Below are 15,770 nucleotides of genomic sequence, written 5' to 3' on the forward strand. Positions count from 1 at the left end.
CTGTTTTTCGTGCCAGGTGGCGTTTTGCGGCCATCCGGCAAAAACCGCTTACGCATTCGGTGTGTGCGCGGCGGATTTATCGTCCAGCCTGAGTCCAGGATGGTACGGCGATTTTGGAGTGGCAAATGCTCGAACAGGCTCAGCGCGTCCTCAAGGATGTCTTCGGTTACGATAGTTTCCGCGGGCGCCAGGCAGCGATCATCGAATGTGTGGCGGGCGGTGGCGACGCGCTGGTACTGATGCCCACCGGTGGCGGCAAGTCCCTGTGCTTCCAGGTGCCCGGCTTGCTGCGCCCTGGCTTGACGGTGGTGGTGTCGCCGCTGATCGCGCTGATGGACGACCAGGTCGCCACCCTCGACGAGCTGGGCGTGGCCGCCGCTGCGCTGAACTCCACGCTCAGCGCCGAGCAGCAGCGCGACCTGGCCGGGCGCCTGCGCCGCGGCGAGGTGAAGATGCTGTACCTGGCCCCAGAGCGCCTGGTGCAGCCGCGCATGCTGGACTTCCTGCGCGGCCTGGACATTTCCCTGTTCGCCATCGACGAGGCCCACTGCGTCTCGCAATGGGGCCACGACTTCCGCCCCGAGTACCTGCAGCTGGGCCAGCTTGCCGAGCTGTTCCCCCATGTACCGCGCATCGCCCTGACCGCCACCGCCGACATGCGCACCCGCGAGGAGATCGTCCAGCGCCTGCACCTGCAGGGCGCCGAGCGTTTCCTGTCGAGCTTCGACCGGCCGAACATCTTCTACCGCATCGTGCCCAAGGAGGCGCCGCGCAAGCAGTTGATGGCGTTCCTCGGCGAGCGGCGCGGCAACGCCGGCATCGTCTATTGCCTGTCGCGCAAGAAGGTCGACGAGACCGCGGCCTTCCTTTGCGACCAGGGCTTCCCGGCGCTGCCGTACCACGCCGGCCTGGCTGCGGAGACCCGCGCCGCCAACCAGCACCGCTTCCTCAACGAGGAAGGGCTGATCATGGTCGCCACAATTGCCTTCGGCATGGGCATCGACAAGCCCAACGTGCGCTTCGTTGCCCACCTCGACCTGCCCAAGTCGCTCGAGGCCTATTACCAGGAGACCGGCCGTGCCGGTCGTGACGGCCTGCCGTCGGACGCCTGGATGGCCTACGGCCTGCAGGACATGGTGATGCTCAAGCAGATGCTGCAGAACTCCGAGGGCGACGAGCGCCACAAGCGCATCGAGCAGCACAAGCTCGACGCCATGCTGGCCCTCTGCGAGGAAACCCGTTGCCGCCGCCAGTCGTTGCTGGCCTATTTCGACGAGGTGCTGGAGCAGCCCTGCGGACACTGCGACAACTGTGTCGACAACGTGCAGACCTGGGACGCCACCGAGCCCGCGCGCCAGGCCTTGTCAGCGGTGTTCCGCACCGGCCAGCGCTATGGTGTCGGCCATCTAGTCGATGTGCTGTTGGGCAAGGACACCGAGAAGGTGCGCAATTTCGGCCACGAGAAACTGTCGGTGTTCGGCGTCGGCAAGACGCTGGCCGAGGCCGAATGGCGCTCGCTGTTCCGCCAGTTGGTGGCGCGCGGGCTGGTGGACATCGACCTGGAAGGCTACGGCGGCCTGCGCTTGTCCGACACCTGTCGGCCGCTGCTGCGCGGTGAGGTGAACCTGCAACTGCGCCGCGACCTCAAGCCGCAGACCGTGGCCAAGGCGTCCGGCGGCAGTGGCGGCAGCCCGGCCAGCCAGCTGGTGCGCGCCGAGGAGCGGGAACTGTGGGAGGCGTTGCGCACCTTGCGGCGCAAGCTGGCCGAAGAGCACAGCGTGCCGCCTTATGTCATCTTCCCCGACTCCACGTTGCTGGAGATGTTGCGCAGCATGCCCACCAGCCTCAGCGACATGGCCCAGGTCAGTGGCGTCGGCGCGCGCAAGCTGGAGCGCTACGGCCAGGCCTTCCTCGAGGTGCTCAATGGCGCCGGTGGCACCGAGGAAGCGCCGAAGGTGGTGCTCGACCTGCGCCACGAACTGGTCAGCCTGGCCCGCGCCGGCATGACGCCGGCGCAGATCGCCGGGCAACTCAACTGCACCGAGAAGAACGTCTACAGCTTGCTGGCCGAGGCCATCGGCCGCCAGGAACTGAGCCTGGAGCAGGCGCTGGACCTGCCCGAAGAGCTGATGATGGAAGTACAGGATGCCTTCCTCGACGGCGAGGGCGAGCTGCCGCCGGTGTCCGCTGTGGCGCCGCTGTTCGGCCAGCGGGTGCCGGAAGGTGTGCTGCACTGCGTGCGGGCGGCGCTGGCGGTGGAGTTCGGCGTGTGATTGCCGGCATTTGTGCCATTTGCTGACCTTTGTCATACCCTTACATGATTATCAGCCATTTCCATGGCGTCGAACCTTGCCTGATCGGTCGGGCCATGGTTAGCTGGCTAATAATTAGTTCTATTCATTGAGTTACTTATGCCCCTGACCGACAACCAACACCGCTTCGGCATGCAGCTGGCCCAGATGTCCCGAGGCTGGCGCGCCGAGCTGGACCGCCGCCTGGCCGGGCTCAATCTGTCGCAAGCCCGCTGGCTGGTGCTGCTGCACCTGGCCCGGTTCGACGAGGCGCCGACCCAGCGTGAGCTGGCCCAGAGCGTGGGCGTCGAGGGCCCGACCCTGGCGCGCCTGCTCGACAGCCTGGAAAGCCAGGGGCTGGTGCGCCGCCAGGCCGTGATGGAAGACCGTCGGGCCAAGAAAATCCTGCTGTGCCCGCCGGCCAAGCCGCTGATCGACCAGATCGAGACCATCGCCAATGCGTTGCGGCTCGAGTTGTTCACCGGGGTCGATGAGGCCGACCTGGAAGTGTGCATGCGCGTGCATGCGAAGATTCTCGATAATCTCGAGAAGTCCTGACAGCAGCTGCAAGCTTCAAGAAAAAGCGGATCTGTGTACCTACGCGATCCGCTTTTTCTTGGGGCTTGAAGCTTGCCGCTTGCCGCTTAGAAGGTATGCCCCAGGTTCAGGTACACCGCCTTCTCATGCGCATCGTTGGCGCCATAGCTCAGGTTCAACGGCCCCAGCGGCGTTTCCAGCCCCAGGAAGATGCTCGCCGCATTGATGTAGCCGCTGTCGAACTCGTTGTCGTTGTTCCACGCACGGCCACGCTCCAGCGAGCCGCCCAGGTACAGCGGGAAGTCCAGCGGCAGGTAGGCGCGTGGTGTCAGACGGCGGTAGTAGACCATGCGCAGCAGGCTCATGTTCTGCCCGGAGATCGAGTCCTGGCGGAACCCCGATAGCTGCCGTGCGCCGCCGAAGACGAAGCTGGAGGTCACCACTTCGGCATCGTCCAGAGTGCGCCCGTAGCGCCCGCCCAGCACCAGGGTGTTCGGCCCGCTGCTGATGGCCTTGTCCAGGTTGAACAGCCACTGCCGGTAGTTCTGGTCCGAATCCAGCGACTTGTCGTACTTGCGCACGGTCAGGCCGATGTCTTCGCCGCTGTGCGGGAAGTAGACGTTGTCGAAGGTGTCGAAGGAGTACTTGAGCTCGTAGAAGCCCTCATTGAAGCTGACCTTGGGCAGGTCCTGGTCGCCGATGCGCACCTCGGCGTTGCCCCAGGCCTTGCCCACGCCCAGGCGCACCTCGCCGTAGGTGCCGATCTGCCGCCCGACATTGAGCCCGAAGCCGTAGCGCTCGAGGCGGTATTCGGCCACCGGGTCGTTGTCCAGGGTGGCCTCGACATTCTGCGAACCCAGGGCCAGGTAGGGGGCGATGAAGTAGCGCGAACCCACGTCCAGCGGCTGGTAGAACTCGCTGTACAGCTCCTGTTCGTCGCCGATCTGGGCCCGGGTCAGCCATTCGCCGCCGAGCCGGTTGATGCCGTTGACCCGGTAGCTTGCGCCAAGGTTGAAGGCACTGTCGCCGCGCAGGTCGTCCGACAGGTTCAGGCCCAGGCGCAGGTAATCGGTACCACCTCGCCGGCCGCGGGCGTTGATCACCAGGGTGTGTTCATCGCCCTTGTGCGCGACGCGGTATTGCACCTGGTCGAAGTAGTCCAGCCCGTAGAGGGTGCCCATGTCGGTCTGCAGGCGGCCGAGGTCCAGCGGCTCGCCGATGGGTTGCCGGATGTAGTAGCGGATCACGTCGTCGCTGACCTTGGAGTCGTTCTCCACCTTGATGGCAGTGATGATCGGCGTGCGCTGCTTCGGCGAACGCGCCACCGCCAGGTTGCTGTCACCCTCGGGCCGGCGCAGCGCCGCCAGGCGCGGATCGAGGGCGCGGGTGGCGCGGTAACCGGCATCGATCATGTCCTGGGCGCGGCCGAAGTCGGTGACGCCGAACGCGGACAGCGGCGGCTGGACGAGGATGTCCTCGCGGCGCAGGCTGGCCAGCTGCTCCTCGGAGTTGCGCCGGGTCATCAGGGTGATCGACTGGTTGAGCACGTCGACCACCGTGGCCAGCTGCTTGCGGTTGCGCAGCGGGGTGCCGATGTCGACGACGATGGCCAGGTCCACACCCATCTCGCGCACCACGTCCACCGGGATGTTGTCGGTCATGCCGCCGTCCACCAGCAGCCGACCGTCCAGTTCCACCGGGGCGAACACTGCCGGGATCGACATGCTGGCGCGGATCACCTGGGGCAGGTGGCCACGACGGAAGATCACCTTCTCGCCACTGGTGATGTCGGTGGCCACGGCGCGGAACGGGATCGGCAGCTTGTCGAAGTCGCGCACGTCGGCGGCATGGGCCAGCTTGCTTTCCAGCAGCAGGGCGAGGTTCTGGCCCTGGATCACGCCCAGCGGCAGGCCCAGGCTGCCGTCGTCGCGAAAGCTCAGCTTCTGCTTGACCAGGAAGTCGCGGTCGTCCTGCTTGCGTCGGAACGGCACGTCCTTGCGCGGCGGGGCGTCGGACAATGCCTGTTGCCAGTCCAGGGTAGTGGCCAGTTTCTCCAGCTCGGCGATGCTGTAGCCCGAGGCGTACAGCCCGCCAACCACCGCACCCATGCTGGTGCCGGCGATGGCATCGATACGCACGCCCTGTTCTTCCAGGGCCTTGAGTACGCCGATATGGGCCAGGCCGCGGGCGGCACCGCCCGACAGCACCAGGCCGATTTTCGGCCGTGCCGTTTCGGCGGCATGCAAGGTGATGGAAGTGAGCATCAGCAGGAGGCAGAACAGCAGGCGGCGCATCGTGAGTCTCAAACCAGAGGGTAAAGACCGCTAGTATAAGCGGCCCTTCCTACGGAGTTCCCCGACATGGCAGACAGCAAGCCACAAATTGTCATCACTTATTGCACCCAGTGCCAATGGCTGCTGCGCGCCGCCTGGCTGGCGCAGGAGTTGCTCAGCACCTTCGCTGACGACCTCGGCCAGGTCGCCCTGGAACCTGGTACCGGCGGGGTGTTCCGCATCACCTGTGACGGCGTGCAGATCTGGGAGCGCAAGGCCGACGGCGGCTTCCCCGAGGCCAAGGCGCTCAAGCAGCGGGTGCGTGACCAGATCGATCCGCAGCGCGACCTGGGTCACAACGATCGCTGATCAGGCGCTTTCGGCCACGGTCTGCCGGGTGGGTTGCTCGGCGGCCAGACGGCTGGACAGGATGATGGCGAAGATGATCAAGGCACCACCGGCGAGCATGCGCAGGGTCGGCTGTTCGGCGAACACCACCCAGGCCACGGCGATGCCGTAGACCGGCTCCATGCCGAACACCACCGCGGCGGTACGTGCCTTGATCACCGCGAGGCTGGCGACGAACAGGCTGTGGGCGACGCCGGTGCAGAAGATGCCGAGCAGGGCGATCCATAGCCAGTCCATGGGCGCCACCGCAGCCAGGCCCGGCGCGGCGAACGGCAGCAGGCACAGGCTTACCACCAGGTTCTGCCACAGCGCCGCCTGCACGGCGGGCAGGCGCCCGGAGCCGGCGCGGTTGGTCAGCGACAGCAGCGAGAACAGCAGGCCCGAGAGCAGCGCCCAGAGCAGCCCGCCGGTGGCCTCGCTGGCCAGGTCGAAGGCGGGGGTGACCAGTACCAGGCCGATGCTTACCAGCAGCACCAGCACAGCCTCGTTGCGGCGGATGCGTTCACGGAGCAATAAGCCTTCAAGAATCACCGTGAATGCCGGAAAGCTGGCGAAGCCGAGGGTGGCGATGGCCACGCCGCCGACCTTGACCGCGATGAAGAAGCTCACCCAGTGCCCGGCCAGCAGCACACCGCCCAGCAACAGGCGGCGCAGGTCCTGGCCGCGCAGCGGTTGCCAGGCCTGGCGCGCCAGGCCGGCGAACAGGCCCAGGGCCAGCACGGCGAACGCGGCACGGCCAAAGACGATGATCGAGGGGCTGGCACTGGCGGCCAGTTTGCCGAAGACGCCAGTCAGGCCGAAGAACAGCGCGCCGATATGCAGGGCGCCGAGGGCGGTGCGGTGGTTCATGGTGGTCCCTAGAGTGTGAGGTTTCCTTTACCGGCCCTTCGCCGGCAAGCCGGCTCCCACAGAGGTGCGCGCGATCCTGTGGGAGCCGGCTTGCCGGCGAAGGGCCGGTACAAGCGCCAGAAATAGTGGCTGCAGTGTAAAAAAAACTGCAGGCGCTTTCTGTCGCCCAGCTAGCGTTCCTTGTCGCCAGACTCGCGCCGCAACGCCAGCGGCGTGCAGCCGAACGCCCGCAGCACCGCCGCGCTGAATGCGCTCTGCGAGCCATATCCCACGCGCGCGGCGATCTCGCCCACCGGCAACACCGTCTCACGCAACAGTCGGCGTGCCATCGTCAGTCGCCGTTGGCGGATGTAGTCCATCGGCGTCAGGCCACACTCGCTGGCAAACCGTGCATGCAGCCGCGCACTGGACAGCCCGGCCAGCCTCGCCAGGTCGGCGACCTGCAGCGGGTAGGCGGCGTGCTGCTCGATATGGCGGTCGAAGGCGGCATAGGGCAGGCGCCTGCTGGCCAGTACCGGTGCGCAGGCCTGTGGATTGAGGCTGGCCAACAGCAACACCGCGCCCTGGCGGGCAATCAGCGGGTCGTCCACGGGGCTGGTTGCCAGCCAGTCCACCAGCTGCTGTTGTCGGCTGTCCAGGCTCAATGGGCCGGGGCGGTCGAGCAGGCGGCGGCTGTCGTCGGCGTGCTCGCCCAGATGATCGCCGAGCCAGTGTCCGCCCGGTACGTCCAGCACCAGGCAATCGCTGCCCTCGCGGCTCCCGCACGTGTGGTGGGCACCGGCGGGAACCACCATCAGATCCTGGCGAGCGACCCGGCCGCCGCGGCCATCCACCTCGAAATCCAGGCGCCCGCCGAGGCCGAACACCAACTGTGGATGGTCGTGGCTGTGGGCAATCAGGTCGTGGCGGTAATGGCGCAACGAGAGCAAGGGGCCGGCGGTCATGGTGAGTCCTCACGGGGCAGGCGAAGATTGTACACCTGCAGGCGAAGGCAGGATGGTCATGTACCTGCCACCAATCTGTCACCTGCGCCTGCCAGTCTCCAGCAAACAGCGCCGGAGCCTGCCCATGAGCCACGCCGAACCCCTTCGCCCGTCACGCAAGCAGCGTGTCCGCACCCTGTGGATTTCCGATGTGCACCTGGGCACCCGCGACTGCCAGGCCGAACACCTGGCGCACTTCCTCAAGGGCTACCAGGCCGAGCGCATCTACCTGGTCGGCGATATCATCGATGGCTGGAAACTGCGCAGCGGCATCTACTGGCCCCAGGCCCACACCAATGTCATCCGCCGCCTGCTGACCCTGAGCAAGCGTGGCACCGAGGTGATCTACGTTACTGGCAACCATGACGAATTCCTGCGGCGCTACTCGAAACTGATCCTGGGCAACATCCAGCTGGTGGACGAGGCCGAACACCTCACCGTCGACGGCCGGCGCCTGCTGGTGATCCACGGCGACCAGTTCGACGTGATTACCCGCTACCACCGCTGGCTGGCTTTTCTTGGCGACCGTGCCTACGAGTTCACCCTGGTGCTCAACCGTTGGCTCAACCACTGGCGCGCCCGCTATGGCTACGGCTACTGGTCGTTGTCGGCGTACCTCAAGCACAAGGTCAAGGGCGCGGTGAACTTCATCAGCGACTTCGAGGACGCCATCGCCCACGAGTGCACCCGGCGTGGTTTCCATGGTGTGGTGTGCGGGCATATCCACCATGCCGAGATCCGCCAGGTGGGCGAGGTGGAATACCTCAACTGCGGCGACTGGGTGGAGTCGTGCACGGCGCTGATCGAACACTGGGACGGGCGGATCGAGCTGTATCGGTTTGCCGAGGCGCAGGCGCGGGAGGCGGCGCTGCGTTTGGCGGAGCTGGGCGAGCCGGCCTAGTGTCTTGTCGGCTGTGCCAGTGATCGCGGGGCAAGCCCGCTATCGGTAGTGGCAGATCAGGCGGTGGCTTGCAGGGCCGCCTTGTAGATCGACTGCCTGGGCTGGGCGAACAAGCGCTCCAGCATCGGCTCGAAGAACGCAAGCGGCAGGCTTTCATAGTTCGGATCGAACGCCGCCGCGTCGTAGCGGGCGCAGAACTCGAGGGTCCGCTGGTAATGCGGGTGATCGCGGAATTGCTCGCGCAGGTGGCGATCCATGCCCAGGTGGTGGAAGAAGTAGTAGCCCTGGAAAATCCCGTGTTTCTCGATCATCCACAGGTTCTCGTCGCTGACGAACGGCTTGAGGATCGCCGCGGCGATATCCGGGTGGTTGTAGCTGCCCAGGGTGTCGCCGATGTCATGCAGCAGGGCGCAGACGACGTACTCTTCATCGCGACCGTCGCGGTGGGCGCGGCTGGCGGTCTGCAAGGAATGGCTCAGGCGGTCGATGGGGAAGCCACCGAAGTCGCCGTCGAGCAGGCGCAGGTGGGCGAGGATGCGTTGGGGCAGCTGCTGGGCGTAGGCGCGAAAGTCGTCGGCGATGATCGCCCAGTCCTGGGCGGTGCCATCGCGCATGTGGCTGAAACTGGCTTGCTTGCTCATCACCGCGTGCCGCTCGTGTCGGGGAACATACCGCAGTGTTGGCCAGGATCCGGGCTTTGGCAGTGGCCGGCCGGGACGCGAACCTGGCCTTGCGGGCCGATTCAGAGGCTCAGGCGGCCCAGCAGGATGTCGCGGAACATGGCGAAGTCGCCGACCAGGCTGTACCAGGGGTGGCTGAAGGTGGCCGGGCGGTTCTTCTCGAAGAAGAAATGCCCGGCCCAGGCGAAGCCATAGCCGGCCAGCGGCACGGCCAGCAGCAACAGCCACTTGCCGCTGCCGATGCTGTAGGCGAGCAGGGCGATCACCAGGCTGGTGCCGACGAAATGCAGGCGGCGACAAGTGGGGTTGCTGTGCTCGCCCAGGTAATAGGGATAGAACTCGGCAAAACTGCGGAACTGCGCGGTGCGGGTCATGGCGGGCTTCCGGATCTGCGGGTCTTGCTGACAGGATACACGGCGTGGAGCCTGAATCGAGTCTAGAGTCACTGGGTGCCGTGGCCAGTGACAATAGGCGCCAATTGAGTATCCTTTCAGTTCACCGCAGGAGCGGTCAGCACAAGAGCCTGTCATGAGTGAGAGAACCACGTCAGCCAGCTGGGCATCAGGGATCGTCAAGGCACTCGAGCTGGAAGGGCTCGATTGTCCGGCCATGTTCAAGCAGCTCGGGCTCGACTTCGCCGCCCTCGACGACCCCGACGCGCGATTCACCCAGGATTCGATGACCCGCCTGTGGCAGCTGGCGGTCGAATTGTCGGGCAACGAGGCCATCGGCCTTAACATGGCCCGGGTGGTGCGGCCGGCCTCGTTCCATGTGGTGGGCTATGCGCTGATGTCCAGCCGCACCCTGGCCGAGGGCTTCGAGCGCCTGGTGCGCTACCAGCGCATCATCGCGGAGAGTTCGGACCTGAGCTTTCGCCACGAACCCGACGGCTACGCCCTGGTGCTGACCGTGCATGGCGACCACCTGCCGCCGACCCGGCACAGCGCCGAAGCCTCGCTGGCCTGCGCCCTGGCGTTGTGCACCTGGCTCAGCGGGCGGCCAATCCAGCCACGACGGGTGCTGATCCAGGGCGCCCTGCCAAAAAATGTCGAGCCGTACAAGGTGGCTTTCCACGCGCCACTGCAGTTTGGCGCGCCCCATGACGCGCTGGTGTTCGCACGCGCCGACATGGAGGCGCCGTTGCCTACCGCCAACGAGGCGATGGCGGTGCTGCACGACCGTTTCGCCGGTGAGTACCTGGCGCGTTTCTCGGAAAGCCGGGTAACCCACCGCGTGCGCCAGGTGCTGTGCCGCATCCTGCCCCAGGGCGAGCCCAAGCGCGAAACCGTGGCCCAGGCCCTACACCTTTCGCAGCGCACCTTGCAGCGGCGCCTGCAGGACGAGGGCACCAGCTTCCAGACCCTGCTCGACGACACCCGCCGCGAACTGGCCGAGCAGTACCTGGCGCAGCCTGGCACCACGTTGCTGGAAACCGCCTACCTGCTGGGTTTCGCCGACCCGAGCAACTTCTACCGGGCGTTCCGCCGCTGGTTCGACAGCACGCCGAGCGAGTACCGCACGCGCCTGTCGGTCAGTGACGCCAGAACGCCGGCATGCACAACACCAGCACCGTGATGATCTCCAGGCGGCCCAGCAGCATGCCGCCGGCAAGGATCCATTTGGCGGCATCCGGCAGCGTCGCGTAGTTGCCGGCCGGGCCGATCACTTCGCCCAGCCCCGGGCCGACGCCCGAGACGGTCCCGGCGGCACCGGTGAGCGCGGTCATCCAGTCCACGCCCAGCAGCGACAGCAGCAGGGCGATGATGCAGATGGTGATGGCGAAGAAGAACGAGAAGGTCAGGATCGAGCGCACGATCTCTTCGTCGAGGCGGTGGCCGTTGTATTTCTGCTTGATCACCGCGCGCGGATGGATCAGCTGGTTGAGGTTGGCCTTGAGCAGGATGTAGGCGACCTGGAAGCGGAAGATCTTGATACCGCCGGCCGTCGAGCCGGAGCAGCCGCCGACGAAGCCCAGGTAGAAGAACAACATCAGCGAGAAGTTGCCCCACAGGCTGTAGTCGCCCAGGGCAAAGCCGGTGGTGGTGACCACCGAGGTGACGTTCAGCGCCACGTGGCGCAGGGCATCGAGCCAGTGCAACTCGGTGGTGGCCCAGTACCAGGTGCCGAGCACCAGCCAGGTGGCCACCAGCATGGCCAGCAGACCCTGCACCTGCTGGTCCTTGATCAGCGCCCGGCGGTGGCCGCGCAGGGTGGCGACGTACAGGGTGAATGGCACGCTGCCCATGATCATCACCACCACCGCGACCCAGTGCACCGCAGGGATGTCCCATTTGGCCAGGGACTGGTCGGAGGTGGAGAACCCGCCGGTGGAGATTGCCGACATGGCGTGGTTGATCGCATCGAACAGGCCCATCCCCGCCCACCAGAAGGCCAGGCTGCCGAGCACGGTGATGCCGACGTACACCGCCACGATCGACTTGGCGACCATGTGCGAGCGCGGCATGACCTTCTCCGAGCGGTCGGAGGACTCGGTCTGGAACAGGCGCATGCCACCGATGCGCAGCAACGGCAGGATCGCCACCGCCATGCCGATGAAGCCGATGCCGCCCAGCCAGTGCAGCATCGAGCGCCACATCAGGATGCCCGGCGACATGCTGTCCAGGCCGCTGAGCACGGTGGCGCCGGTGGCGGTGATGCCGGACATGCTCTCGAAGAAGGCGTCGGTGTAGCTGATGTGCTGGGTCAGCAGGAAGGGCAGGGCGGCGAACACGCAGACCACCAGCCAGCTGCTGACGGTCAGCAGGTACATGTCGCGGGGGCGCAGGTGCACGTGCTCGGGGCGGCCGGGGATGACCAGGCCCAGGCCCGCGAGGAAGGTGATCAGGCTCGACCAGAGGAACGACGGCATGTCGCCGGTGCGCTCGAAGACCACCAGGGTCGCCATGGGCACCACCATGCTCACCGCCAGGGTGATCAGGAAGATGCCGATGATGAAACCAATGATCCTTAAGGTCGGCAACGCCATGTGATCTGCTCTGACTCGCTACGGAAAGGGCGCCATTCTACCTGTGGGCCGGGTCTTGTAAACGCCGATTGCTGGCCTCAACGGAGCGGGCTTGCACCGCGATGGCTGGATCGCAGGGCAAGCCCGCTCCCACGATCCCCCTCGATGGTGCAGAATGGCCGCACTTTCAATCTGCCAGGAGGGTAGCCCATGGAGGCTCTCGACGCATTGCTCAACCGTGTTTCCGTGCCACGCCTGACTGACCCGGCGCCCAATGCCGCCCAGCGCGAGGCGCTGTTCCAGGCCGCATTGCGTGCGCCTGACCATGGCCAGCTGCGCCCCTGGCGTTTCCTGACCATCGAAGGGCAGGGCCGGGAAAAGCTCGGCGAGCTGTTCGCCGAGGCCGTGCAGGCCAAGGGCGAAGCCACCCAGGCGGCGCTGGACAAGGCCCGGGCGATGCCGCTGCGCGCGCCGTTGCTGATCGTGGTGATCGCCCGGCTGCAGGATCACTTCAAGGTGCCGAAGATCGAGCAGCGCCTGGCCGCGGGCTGCGCCGCCCATGGCATCCTGATCGCCGCCCATGCCCAGGGTATCGGCGCGGTATGGCGCACCGGCGACATGGCCTTCGATGCCCATGTGCACAAGGGGCTGGGGCTTGCCGAGAACGAAGAGCTGATCGGTTACCTGTATGTCGGCACGCCAATGGCCGAGCCACGCACCGCGCCGATCCTGGAAACTGCCGAGTACGTCAGCGCCTGGGGCGAGTGATTGAGTGGGGCCGCTGCGCGGCGGCCCCTGTATCAGTCAGCCAGCGCTAACTTCGTTGGGCAGCTCCAGCGTAGCCACGAACCCACCCTGCGGATGGTTCGCAAGCTTCAGGCTGCCACCATGGCGCTCCGCCGCCTTGCGTGCAATCGCCAGCCCCAGCCCATGTCCCGGCGCCTCTTGCCCCGGTGCCCGGAAGAATGGCTCCCCCAACTGCTCCAGATATTCCGTCGCCACCCCCGGCCCATGGTCGCGCACGCTCAGCACGATACGGTCCTGTTCGCGGCTGGCGCGCAGCTCGATCGGCTGCCCGGCCGGATTGAAGCGCAGCGCATTGCGCAGCAGGTTGTCCACCGCCCGCTCGATCAGCGTCGGCCAGCCTTGCAGGGTCAGGCCAGGCTGCATCTCCAGACGCACCTCCTGATCCGGCGCTGACAGCTGGGCATCCTTGCGCACGCCACCCAGCAAGGCGTTGAGGTCCACCGGCTCCGCATGTGCCTGCTCGGCATCGACCCGGGCGAGCACGAGGATTTCGCTGATCAGGTCTTCCAGACGATCGCATTCGCGGGTCAGGCGTGGCCACAGGGCCTGACGCTGTTCCGGCTCGGCGCGCTCGGCCAGGGCCAGGGCGATGCGCAGCCGGGCCAGTGGCGAACGCAGTTCGTGGGACACATCGCGCAGCAGCTGACGCTGGCTGCCGATCAGGCTCTGCAGGCGTGCGCCCATCTTGTTGAAGTCGTTGGCCAGCACGCCGAACTCGTCGCGGCGCACGGCCAGCCGCGCCAGGCTGTTCTGCTGGTAGCTGGTCTGCCCCAGGTCGTGCACGGCGCCGCGCAGGCGGCTGAGCGGGCGGGTAATCGACAGGGTTACCAGCAGGCTGAACAGGGTCAGCACCACCAAGGCTATGCCCAGGGCGCTGAGCGGCCAGATCAGGCTTTCGCGGTGCCAGGCAGCCAGCTCCGGGTGGGGGATACGGTAGATCAGCAGGTAGGTCTCACCACTGCCGGGGCTGGTGTATTCCTCGGTCAGGCGGCGCCACGGCAGGCGACGTTCGTCGTTGTGCTGGCGTGCCTCGAAGGCGGCGGCGCGGCGCGGGAAGGTGCCGGGTACCACGGCATCGCCGCTGTCGTCGAGCACCTGCACGTCGATCTTGTAGCGCTGCTTGCGCCGTTCCAGGAAGCGTTGCGACGACTCCAGGCCTTCCTGTTCGTAGTGCTGGGCCCAGTGGCTGGCCAGGTTGTTCAGGCCCGGGTGGCGACTGAGGATCCAGGTGTCCTGGTTGAGCATGTGCCCGAGCAGGATCGACAGCCCGGCGACCAGGGCGATGGCCAGCCAGAAGCTGGCCAGGATGCGCCAGAACAGTGAACGCAAGACAAGCACCTCCAGGAAATGGCGAAAGCCCGGCGCGCAGGGAAGCGGGCCGGGCATCGGGCTGACAGCTTACTGGGCCTTGCCGGTTTTTTCAGCTTTCCAGGCCTGGAACTCCTGCCACTCGGCCTTGCGCGCGGCGCGCTCCTTCTGCAGGTCGTCGAATTTCTTCTGCTGGTCGGGCTTGAGCAAGGCGCGGATCTGGCCTTCGGTCTTATCGTGGCTGGCCTTGAGCTCGTCCTTCAGGGCTTTCTGCTCGGCGGCCGGCAGCTTGGCGATGTAGCGTTCGTTGATGTCGCGGCGCTGCTTCATCTGCTCGCCCATCAGTTTGCCGATCTGCTGGCGTTGGTCGCGGCTCAGGTCCAGCTGGGCGAAAGGCGCGTCACCGCGATGATGCGGGCCGTCGTGGCGCGGGCCGCCTTCGGGCATGGCCATGGCCACGGTCGGCAGGGCGGCGGCGAACATCAGGGCGATAAGGGTCTTGCGCATGGTGTCTCTCCTTTCAGGGGCCGGTGGTTACCGGATGAGCCCAGTCTAGGGAGATCAAGGTCAAGGGCGGTCAGGCGAGGGTAAAGGCTGGGTAAAGATGACAGGGCCGCGCAGCGGCCCCGGATTTCCTACAGACTGTAGTAATAGCCGCGGCTGCGCAGTGCGACGATGCGCGGACGGCCATCCGGGTGCGGCCCGATCTTCTTGCGCAGGTTGCTGACATGCATGTCCAGGCTGCGGTCATAAAGCGTGAGCTTGCGGCCCAGGCCGATCTGCGCCAGTTCCTGCTTGTCCAGCGGCTCGCCCGGTTGGCGCAGCAAGGCTTCGAGAATGCGGCTTTCCGACAGCGTGAGGGTCATCTCGCGCTGGTCGATGCTGACCACGCCGCGTACCGGGCTGAAGATCAGGTCGCCGATCTCTACCTGGCTGCTGGGCGCGCTGGGGTGGCTCCGGCGCAACACCGCGCGCAGGCGGGCGGTGAGCTCGCGGGGGTCGCACGGCTTGGCCAGATAATCGTCGGCGCCCAGTTCCAGGCCAAGGATGCGATCCAGCGGCTCGCCACGGGCCGAAAGCATCAGCACCGGCAGGTCGGTGTGTTCGCTGCGCAGCTGTTTGAGCAGTTCCAGGCCGCTGCCGTCGGGCAGCATGACATCCAGCACCACCGCCGCCGGGGCGTGGGTGGCCAAGGCCTGGCGCGCACTCTGGCCATCGTGGCAGGCGCGCACCGCAAACCCTTCCTGGGTCAGCCAGCTGCCGAGCAGCTCGCACAGTTCCTGGTCATCATCAATCAGTAACAGCTCGCTCATTTCTCACTCAATTCAACCATTGCCGGCGTCTTCTGTGTCCGCCGCTGGCTAAGATACCGCAGACTGCGGACAACAGTGCAACGACCGAGCCGATCAGGAACCATTGCTGCTGGTCGGTCAGCGGGCTTCGCGGGGCGCTGGCGCCTGCCTGCAGTTCCTTGATCGTCAGCTTCAGGCGCTGGTTGTCCTGGCGCAGGCGGGCGAGCTGGGCGCTTTCACGCTCGCTGTCCTGGTTCTGCAGTTGCTGGGTCAGCGCCGCGCGCTGTTTCTCGCTCTCTTCCAGGCGCTGCTGCAAGTCGGTGATCCGCGCCCCGGCTTCCAGCGACAGCGGCTGTTCGGCCGCGGCGAAAGGGGACAGCAGCAACAGGCAAAGCAGCAGGGACATCGGACCTTGACGCATTGGAACTCCTGATTCGTATCGATTCAGGAGGTTGTCGGCCAGTCGTCGGATTTTA

Annotated in this window: 16 protein-coding genes; 6 read left to right on the plus strand and 10 right to left on the minus strand. The window is 66.2% G+C overall.

Annotated features, from left to right (window positions below):
• Nucleotides 1–125 precede the first annotated feature (125 nt).
• On the plus strand, nucleotides 126–2,273 hold the full coding sequence (recQ, locus tag ACODS9_RS17010; protein ID WP_401106247.1) for a DNA helicase RecQ: 2,148 nt from the start codon (nucleotides 126–128) through the stop codon (nucleotides 2,271–2,273).
• 138 nt (nucleotides 2,274–2,411) lie between these two features.
• Nucleotides 2,412–2,849 (plus strand): MarR family transcriptional regulator, encoded by a 438-nt coding sequence (locus tag ACODS9_RS17015; RefSeq protein ID WP_038706592.1) that lies wholly within the window; start codon nucleotides 2,412–2,414, stop codon nucleotides 2,847–2,849.
• Nucleotides 2,850–2,935: 86 nt separating this feature from the next.
• Here ACODS9_RS17015 and ACODS9_RS17020 read toward each other — a convergent pair whose 3' ends face one another.
• Nucleotides 2,936–5,122 (minus strand): patatin-like phospholipase family protein, encoded by a 2,187-nt coding sequence (locus ACODS9_RS17020; protein WP_046854602.1) that lies wholly within the window; start codon nucleotides 5,120–5,122, stop codon nucleotides 2,936–2,938.
• A gap of 66 nt (nucleotides 5,123–5,188) precedes the next feature.
• On the opposite strand from ACODS9_RS17020, the gene ACODS9_RS17025 reads away from it, so the two are divergent.
• A complete protein-coding gene (locus ACODS9_RS17025) occupies nucleotides 5,189–5,470 on the plus strand; it encodes an Rdx family protein (protein ID WP_023633166.1) in 282 nt (93 codons plus the stop codon).
• On the opposite strand, the gene ACODS9_RS17030 is transcribed toward ACODS9_RS17025, so the two are convergent.
• Nucleotides 5,471–6,358 (minus strand): DMT family transporter, encoded by an 888-nt coding sequence (locus tag ACODS9_RS17030; protein WP_489094344.1) that lies wholly within the window; start codon nucleotides 6,356–6,358, stop codon nucleotides 5,471–5,473.
• A gap of 170 nt (nucleotides 6,359–6,528) precedes the next feature.
• Nucleotides 6,529–7,302, minus strand: a complete 774-nt coding sequence (locus ACODS9_RS17035; protein ID WP_489094345.1) for a helix-turn-helix transcriptional regulator — start codon at nucleotides 7,300–7,302, stop codon at nucleotides 6,529–6,531.
• A 124-nt stretch (nucleotides 7,303–7,426) separates the two neighbouring features.
• Between ACODS9_RS17035 and ACODS9_RS17040 the strand changes: the two genes are divergently transcribed.
• Nucleotides 7,427–8,242 (plus strand): UDP-2,3-diacylglucosamine diphosphatase, encoded by an 816-nt coding sequence (locus ACODS9_RS17040; RefSeq protein WP_046854605.1) that lies wholly within the window; start codon nucleotides 7,427–7,429, stop codon nucleotides 8,240–8,242.
• Nucleotides 8,243–8,298: 56 nt separating this feature from the next.
• On the opposite strand, the gene ACODS9_RS17045 is transcribed toward ACODS9_RS17040, so the two are convergent.
• Both ACODS9_RS17045 and ACODS9_RS17050 read right to left on the minus strand, forming a co-directional pair.
• Complete coding sequence (locus ACODS9_RS17045) at nucleotides 8,299–8,883, minus strand: HD domain-containing protein (RefSeq protein WP_401106236.1); 585 nt, start codon at nucleotides 8,881–8,883, stop codon at nucleotides 8,299–8,301.
• 101 nt (nucleotides 8,884–8,984) lie between these two features.
• On the minus strand, nucleotides 8,985–9,296 hold the full coding sequence (locus tag ACODS9_RS17050) for an Mpo1-like protein (RefSeq protein ID WP_023631733.1): 312 nt from the start codon (nucleotides 9,294–9,296) through the stop codon (nucleotides 8,985–8,987).
• A gap of 154 nt (nucleotides 9,297–9,450) precedes the next feature.
• On the opposite strand from ACODS9_RS17050, the gene ACODS9_RS17055 reads away from it, so the two are divergent.
• Complete coding sequence (locus tag ACODS9_RS17055; RefSeq protein WP_102684312.1) at nucleotides 9,451–10,497, plus strand: AraC family transcriptional regulator; 1,047 nt, start codon at nucleotides 9,451–9,453, stop codon at nucleotides 10,495–10,497.
• Here the strand turns inward: ACODS9_RS17055 and ACODS9_RS17060 are convergent.
• A complete protein-coding gene (locus tag ACODS9_RS17060) occupies nucleotides 10,454–11,908 on the minus strand; it encodes a TrkH family potassium uptake protein (protein ID WP_046854608.1) in 1,455 nt (484 codons plus the stop codon). The two genes, ACODS9_RS17055 and ACODS9_RS17060, sit on opposite strands and share 44 nt — an antisense overlap.
• A 189-nt stretch (nucleotides 11,909–12,097) precedes the next feature.
• On the opposite strand from ACODS9_RS17060, the gene ACODS9_RS17065 reads away from it, so the two are divergent.
• Entirely contained in the window at nucleotides 12,098–12,655 is a 558-nt protein-coding gene (locus ACODS9_RS17065) for an NAD(P)H nitroreductase (RefSeq protein ID WP_038706586.1), read from the plus strand.
• A gap of 36 nt (nucleotides 12,656–12,691) precedes the next feature.
• Here ACODS9_RS17065 and ACODS9_RS17070 read toward each other — a convergent pair whose 3' ends face one another.
• The 4 genes from ACODS9_RS17070 to ACODS9_RS17085 all read right to left on the minus strand — a co-directional run bounded on the left by ACODS9_RS17070 (nucleotide 12,692) and on the right by ACODS9_RS17085 (nucleotide 15,715).
• Nucleotides 12,692–14,080, minus strand: coding sequence for a sensor histidine kinase (locus tag ACODS9_RS17070; RefSeq protein ID WP_401106231.1), 1,389 nt, complete (start codon nucleotides 14,078–14,080; stop codon nucleotides 12,692–12,694).
• A gap of 12 nt (nucleotides 14,081–14,092) precedes the next feature.
• Nucleotides 14,093–14,509 carry a Spy/CpxP family protein refolding chaperone gene (locus ACODS9_RS17075; protein WP_023632412.1) on the minus strand — a complete coding sequence of 139 codons (417 nt, stop codon included), beginning with the start codon at nucleotides 14,507–14,509 and terminating at the stop codon, nucleotides 14,093–14,095.
• A gap of 128 nt (nucleotides 14,510–14,637) precedes the next feature.
• A complete protein-coding gene (locus ACODS9_RS17080) occupies nucleotides 14,638–15,315 on the minus strand; it encodes a response regulator transcription factor (RefSeq protein WP_038706585.1) in 678 nt (225 codons plus the stop codon).
• Nucleotides 15,316–15,322: 7 nt separating this feature from the next.
• Nucleotides 15,323–15,715, minus strand: coding sequence for an SH3 domain-containing protein (locus ACODS9_RS17085; protein ID WP_046854610.1), 393 nt, complete (start codon nucleotides 15,713–15,715; stop codon nucleotides 15,323–15,325).
• Between the last annotated feature and the right edge of the window lie 55 nt (nucleotides 15,716–15,770).

This window comes from Pseudomonas sp. FG36, from assembly GCF_057809275.1.